Annotated in this window: 1 protein-coding gene; it reads left to right on the forward strand. The window is 38.4% G+C overall.

Features of this window, described 5'->3' with window-relative positions; genetic code table 11:
• Nucleotide 1 precedes the first annotated feature (1 nt).
• Nucleotides 2-365, forward strand: a 364-nt coding sequence (locus UNSWCS_RS12200; protein ID WP_035144236.1) for a Cj0814 family flagellar-dependent secreted protein, incomplete at its 3' end; no start/stop codon positions are given.

The following is a 365-nucleotide window of genomic DNA, read 5'->3' on the forward strand; positions in this document are numbered from 1 at the left end:
GATAAACGCACTTGGTAGCTACCCCTTAAATTTAGAGCAGAACATAAAGGTATCAACCAAAGTTGCCACCAAACAAACAAGCTCTAAGGTTTTAGGCTACAAGGTAGATAAGGATGGTTACTTTACAGATGAGTTTAATAAACAAGCTGGCATACCAAGTAATTATAAAATCCACTCAAGTACGCTGGAGTCGTTAGTAAGGATAGAGACGCAGCCTGACTATATGCAAAGGGCTTTTGATAGCATCGATATACTAAAAACCGTAAATAATGCCTACAAAGTTCTCTCCCAAGTAGTTGGCGAAGACACACTAAACTCAAAAGATAGCTTTAGCTTAGATGAGATAAGAAATTTCCCTCAAGGCT

It is taken from the genome of Campylobacter concisus UNSWCS, assembly GCF_000466685.1.
GTDB lineage: Bacteria > Campylobacterota > Campylobacteria > Campylobacterales > Campylobacteraceae > Campylobacter_A > Campylobacter_A concisus_A.